Below are 6554 nucleotides of genomic sequence, written 5' to 3'. Positions count from 1 at the left end.
TGACCCGCACCACCGAACACACCGGCGGCGGAGGAGAACAGCACGAACGCCGACAGGCCCAGGTCACGGGTCAGCTCGTGCAGGTTCCACGCGGCGTCCACCTTCGGACGCAGTACCGCCGACAACCGCTCGGCCGTCAAGGAGCCGACGACACCGTCGTCCAGCACGCCGGCCGTGTGCACGACGCCGGTCAGCGGGTGCTCCGCCGGGACGGCCGCCAGTACGGCGGCCAGCGCGGCCTTATCGGCGACGTCGCAAGCCGCCCAGGACACCTCGGCACCCAGACCGGCCAGCTCCGCCGACAACTCCGAAGCGCCTGCAGCCGCCTCACCACGACGGCTCACCAGCAGCAAGTTCCGTACACCGTGCTCGGACACCAGGTGACGGGCGAACAACCCGCCCAACGAGCCACTCGCACCCGTCACCAGCACCGTGCCGTCGGCGGCACCCCATGCCGGGGAGGACGCATCGGCGGCGAGTACCGCGCGGACCAGCCTCGGTACGAGGAGAGCGCCACCGCGCACCGCGACCTCGGGCTCGCCCGAGGCGACGGCGGCGGCGAGGGCCTCCCGCACGTCACCGTCGGCATCGACGTCCACCAGCGCGACGCGGCCCGGGTTCTCCGACTGCGCCGACCGGACCAGCCCCCACACCGCGGCGTGGACGAGGTCGGCCGGGCCTTCGCCCGGTGCCGCGCCGACCGCGCCGCGGGTCAGGAAGACCAGCCGGGAGTCCGCGAACCGATCGTCCGACAGCCACTGCTGGAGGAGCGTCAGCACACGTCCGGTTTCGGCGTGCACCGCACGGGCCGTGTCCTCGGTGGCCGGCTCGACACAGGGCACGACCAGCGTCGCCGGGATGTCGGCGAGGTCCGCGAGGTCCGCGAGTCCGTGCGCCCCCGCTTCCAGCATCCGCCAGTTGTCGAAGGCGCCGATCACCGAAGGGAGTTCGGTCCACTCCACGCCGAACAAGGAGTCGCCGTGACCGTTGGCCGGTCGGCCGAGCTGTTCGGGAGAGAAGGCGCGCAGGGCGAGGCTCTGCACGGTCGCGACGGGGACGCCCTCGGTATCGGCGATCTCCAGTCGTACCGCGTCCGTACCGGCGCGGGAGAGTCGGACCCGGAGGGAGTCCGCTCCGGTGGAGTGCACGCGGACCCCGGACCAGGAGAACGGAAGCCGCGCCTGACCGGTGTCCTCCACGAGGGAACCGAGGCTGATGGCGTGGAGTACGGAGTCGAGGAGTGCGGGGTGGATCGTGAACTGTTCGGCGGACGGGCCGGTTTCGTCACCGAGGCTCACCTCGGCAAACACCTCCTCGCCGTGCCGCCACGCCGCACGCAGCCCCTGGAACACGGGTCCGTAACCGAAACCGGAATCCGCGAGACCCTCGTACAGGCCCTCGACGTCCACCGCCTCCGCACCGACCGGCGGCCAAACAGCCAGCTCGAAGGCAGGACCCTGCGCCCCACCCTCGGCCAGCGTCGCGGTCGCGTTGCGGACCCACGGCTCGTCCTCGGCCGCCAACGCGTCACGGGAATGGAACACAACGGATCGCCGACCCGAATCGTCCGGCGCACCAACAGTGATCTGAACCTCGACACCACCCTCCTCGGGCAGCACCAACGGTGCCGCCAGGGTCAGTTCGTCGATCAGGTCGCATCCGACCTGGTCGCCGGCGCGCAGCGCCAGTTCGACGAAGGCCGTACCGGGCAGCAGGACCGAGCCCATGACGAGGTGGTCGGCGAGCCACGGGTGTCCGGCGAGTGACAGTCGCCCGGTGAGCAGCAGTCCGTCGGCGTCGGCCAGGTTCACCGAGGCGCCCAGCAGCGGATGGTCGGCCGGGCGCAGACCGGCGGCGGCCGCGTCGGCGAAGGATCCGACGGGGACGTCGATCCAGTACCGCTCGTGCTGGAAGGCGTACGTCGGCAGGTCGACGCCCCGGGCGCCGGTGCCCGCGAAGTAGGCCTCCCAGTCGACGGGGACGCCCCGCGCGTGGGCCTGGGCGAGGGCCCGGGTCAGGGTCGCCGCTTCAGGGCGGCCCTTGCGCAGCGCCGGGGCGAAGGCATCGGAGTCGGCGTCCGCCGTCAGGCAGCCGTGCGCCATGGCGGACAGGACTCCGTCAGGGCCGAGTTCGACGTACGTGGTCACGCCGGCGGCTTCCAGCGTGCGGACACCGTCGAGGAAGCGGACGGCCTCGCGGACGTGCCTCACCCAGAAGTCCGCCGAGCCCATCTCGCCGTCGGCGATCAGGGAACCGGTCAGGTTGGAGGCGATCGGGATGCTCGGGGCGGAGAACGACAAGCCCGCCACCACTTCGCGGAAGGCGTCGAGCATGCCTTCCATGTGCGGGGAGTGGAAGGCGTGGCTGACGGTGAGGCGCTTGGTCTTGCGGTCGGTGAGCGACGCGGCGATGGCCACGGCCGCGTCCTCGTCACCGGCGATGACGACGGACTTCGGGCCGTTGACGGCCGCGATGCTCACGCCGTCCGTCAGCAGCGGCAGGATCTCCGCCTCGGACGCCTGGACCGCGATCATCACGCCACCGGTCGGGAGTGCCTGCATGAGGCGCCCACGGGCCGCGATCAGCGTGCAGGCGTCCTCCAGCGAGAGGACTCCGGCGACGTGTGCGGCGGCGATCTCACCGACGGAGTGACCGGACAGGAAGTCCGGCCGCACGCCCCAGGATTCGAGGAGCCTGAACAGTGCCACCTCGACCGCGAACAGCGCCGGTTGAGCGTACTCGGTGCGGTGAAGGAGATCGGCGTCGTCCCCGAACAGGACGTCCTTCAGCGGGACTTCGAGACCGAGCCGCTCCCCCACCGCATCGAGGGCGGCGGCGAACACCGGCTGGCTGTCGTACAGTTCGCGCCCCATGCCGAGGCGCTGGCTGCCTTGGCCGGTGAACAGGAAGGCGAGCTTCCCGGATCCGGCCGCGCCCACGGTGCCGGTCTTGGCGCCGGTCGGGACCGGGTTGCCGTCCTCCAGGGCGGTCAGGCTCCGGAGCAGCTTCTCGCGGTCGCCGGCGACGACGACGGCGCGATGGTCGAACGCGGCGCGCCGGCTTGCCAGCGAGTAGGCGACGTCCACGCCGGCGAGTCCGGGCTCCTCCGTCAGGTGGGCCCGCAGGCGGGCGGCCTGGTCGCGCAGCGCGTCCACCGACTTCGCGGAGAGCACGTAGGGCAGGACGGAGGGGGCCGCGCCGGTCGGGGTGGCGGGCGCGGGGGTGTCCTCGTCCGGGGCCTGCTCGATGATGGTGTGGGCGTTGGTGCCGCTGATGCCGAACGAGGACACGGCGGCTCGCCGCGGCCGGCCGGTCTCCGGCCAGGCCACCGACTCCGTGAGCAGGGAGACCGCGCCGGCGGACCATTCGACGTGCGGGGACGGCTCGTCCACGTGCAGGGTCTTGGGGACCGTGCCGTGCCGCATCGCCTGGACCATCTTGATGATGCCCGCGACGCCGGCGGCGGCCTGCGTGTGACCCATGTTGGACTTGATCGAGCCGAGGAGCAGCGGCTGGTCCCCGGCCCGCTCCTGCCCGTAGGTGGCCAGCAGTGCCTGGGCTTCGATCGGGTCGCCGAGGGTGGTGCCGGTGCCGTGGGCCTCTACGACGTCGACTTCAGCGGCGGACAGCCCCGCGTTGGCCAGGGCCTGGCGGATGACGCGCTGCTGGGAGGGCCCGTTGGGGGCGGTGAGGCCGTTGGAGGCGCCGTCCTGGTTGATCGCCGAGCCACGGACCACGGCGAGTACCGGGTGACCGTTGCGGCGGGCGTCGGAGAGCCGCTCGACGAGCAGCATGCCGACGCCCTCGCCCCAGGCCGTGCCGTCGGCGGCGGCCGCGAACGGCTTGCAGCGGCCGTCGGTCGCGAGTCCGCGCTGGCGGCTGAAGGCGATGAACGTGCCGGGGGTGGCCATCACCGTCACGCCGCCGGCGAGCGCGAGGTCGCACTCACCGCTGCGCAGGGCCTGGGCGGCGAGGTGGAGGGTCACGAGGGAGGAGGAGCAGGCGGTGTCGACGGTGACGGCGGGGCCTTCGAGGCCGAAGGTGTAGGAGACGCGGCCCGAGGCGACACTGCCCGAGCTGGAGGTCCCCATGTACCCCTCCAGGCCCTCGGGGGCCCGGTGGAGAAGGGTGCCGTAGTCGTTGTACATCACGCCCGCGAAGACACCGGTGCGGCTGCCGCGCATCGACGCCGGGTCGATGCCGGCCCGCTCGAACGCCTCCCACGACGTCTCCAGCAGCAGACGCTGCTGCGGGTCGGTGGCCAGGGCCTCGCGCGGCGAGATCCCGAAGAACGTCGGATCGAAGTGGTGCGCGTCGTGCAGGAAGCCACCGGCCGTGCTGTAGCTGGTGCCCTGCCGGTCCGGGTCGGGGTCGAAGAGGCCCTCGATGTCCCAACCCCGGTCGGTGGGCATGTCGGAGATGGCGTCGCGGCCTTCACGGACGAGCCGCCAGAGGTCCTCCGGCGACCGGACGTCGCCGGGGAAGCGGCAGGCCATCGCGACGATGGCGATCGGCTCGTCATCGTGCGCGGAGGCCATGAGCGGGGCCGCTGCCGCCGCCTCCTGGCTGCCGAGGAGCTCGGCGTGCAGGTACTCCGCCAGGACGGTGGGAGTCGGATAGTCGAAGACCAGCGTCGCGGGCAGACGTACGCCGGTGGCGGCGCCTAGCCGGTTGCGCAGCTCGACGGCCGTCAGCGAATCGAAGCCGACCTCGCTGAACGACCGCGCCGGGTCGACCGCCTCCGGACCGGCGAAGCCGAGAACGGCGGCCACCTGGCCGCGTACCAGCTCCATCACGGCGCCCGGCTGTTGGTCCTGCGGCAGCGCGGCCACCTGCCGGGCGAACGCGCCACCGGCACCCCGCGCGGCCCGGCGGGCGGGCGTGCGGACGAGGCCGGAGAGCAACGGCGGGAGCATCCCGGTGCCGGCCTGGGCGCGGAGTGCGCCCAGGTCCAGCTTGACCGGCACCAGCAGGGACTGGCCCGTGGTCGGCGCCGCGTCGAACAGCGCCAGCCCCTCGGCGGCGGACAGCGCGTTCACGCCGCCCCGGCCGAGCCGGGAGACGTCGTCCGAGTCCAGGGCGCCACCCATACCGCCGACCTCGGACCACAGGCCCCAGGCGAGCGAGGTACCCGCCATGCCCTGGGCCCGGCGTTCGGCGGCGAGGGCGTCCAGGAAGGTGTTGGCCGCCGCGTAGTTGCCCTGGCCCGCGCCACCGAACACACCGGCGGCGGAGGAGAACAGCACGAACGCGGACATGTCGAGGTCGCGGGTCAGTTCGTGGAGGTTCCACGCGGCGTCGACCTTCGGGCGGAGTACCGCCGACAGCCGCTCGGCGGTCAGGGAGCCGATGACGCCGTCGTCCAGCACGCCGGCCGTGTGCACGACGCCGGTCAGCGGGTGCTCCGCCGGGATGGCCGACAGGACGGCCGCCAGCGCGGCCTGATCGGCGACGTCGCAGGCCGCCCAGGAGACCTCGGCGCCCAGGCCGGCCAGCTCCGCCGACAGCTCGGGGGCACCCTCGGCGGCCTCACCGCGACGGCTGACCAGCAGCAGGTTCCGTACGCCGTGCTCGGACACCAGGTGACGGGCGAACAACCCGCCCAACGAGCCGCTCGCTCCCGTGACCAGGACGGTGCCCTCGGCACTCCACGCCGCGGGCGATTCCTCGCCCATCGCGGCACGCGCCAGCCGCGGTACGAGGAGGCGGCCCTCGCGGACCGCGACCTCGGGCTCGCCCGAGGCGAGGGCGGCGGCGATGACCTCCCGCACGTCACCGTCGGCATCGACGTCGATCAGCACGATGCGGCCCGGGTTCTCCGACTGCGCCGACCGCACCAGGCCCCGGACAGCGGCACGGGCCGGGTCCGGGATGCCCTCGGCGGGCGCGGCTGCCACGGCACCGCGGGTTAGGAACGCGAGACGTGAGTCCGCGAACCGGTCGTCGCCGAGCCATTCCTTGAGCAGGGCCAGGGCCCGCCCGGTCTCGGCGTGCGCCGCGTCGGCCACGGTGCCGTCGACCGGCTCCAGGCACGGAACGACCAGTACGGCCGGAATGTCGCCGCCCTCGGCCACGGCCACACCGAGCCCGGCGAGGTCCGCGAACACCTGGGTACCGTCGCCCAGCATCAGCCAGTCGTCGGCGGAGCCCGCCGGCGTGGCCGTCTCGCTCCACTCCACGCGGAACAGCGAGTCACCGTGAGCGTTGGCCGGTCGTCCGAGCTGTTCGGGCGAGAAGGTGCGCAGGGCGAGGCTGTGCACGGTCGCGACGGGGGCGCCGTCGATGTCGGCGAAGTCCAGGCGTACCGACTGCGGTCCGGCCTTGGAGAGTCGTACGCGCAGCGTGTCCGCCCCGCCGGCGTGGACGCGGACCCCGGACCAGGAGAACGGAAGCCGCGCCTGGCCGGTGTCCTCCACGAGGGAACCGAGGTTGATGGCGTGCAGGGCCGAGTCGAGGAGCGCGGGGTGGATCGTGAACTGTTCGGCGGACGGGCCGGTTTCGTCACCGAGGCTCACCTCGGCAAACACCTCCTCGCCGTGCCGCCACGCCGCACG

The 6554-nt window shown here is 73.0% G+C and carries 1 protein-coding gene; it reads right to left on the bottom strand.

From position 1 onward, the window contains the following. On the bottom strand, positions 1–6554 hold a 6554-nt coding region (locus AB0D46_RS38230), incomplete at both ends, for an SDR family NAD(P)-dependent oxidoreductase (protein WP_362884681.1).

The organism is Streptomyces sp. NPDC048383, assembly GCF_040651775.1.
Classification (GTDB): domain Bacteria; phylum Actinomycetota; class Actinomycetes; order Streptomycetales; family Streptomycetaceae; genus Streptomyces.
Note: the sequence above shows the minus strand (reverse complement) of the source record. Positions and strands in the feature narration are given on the sequence as shown.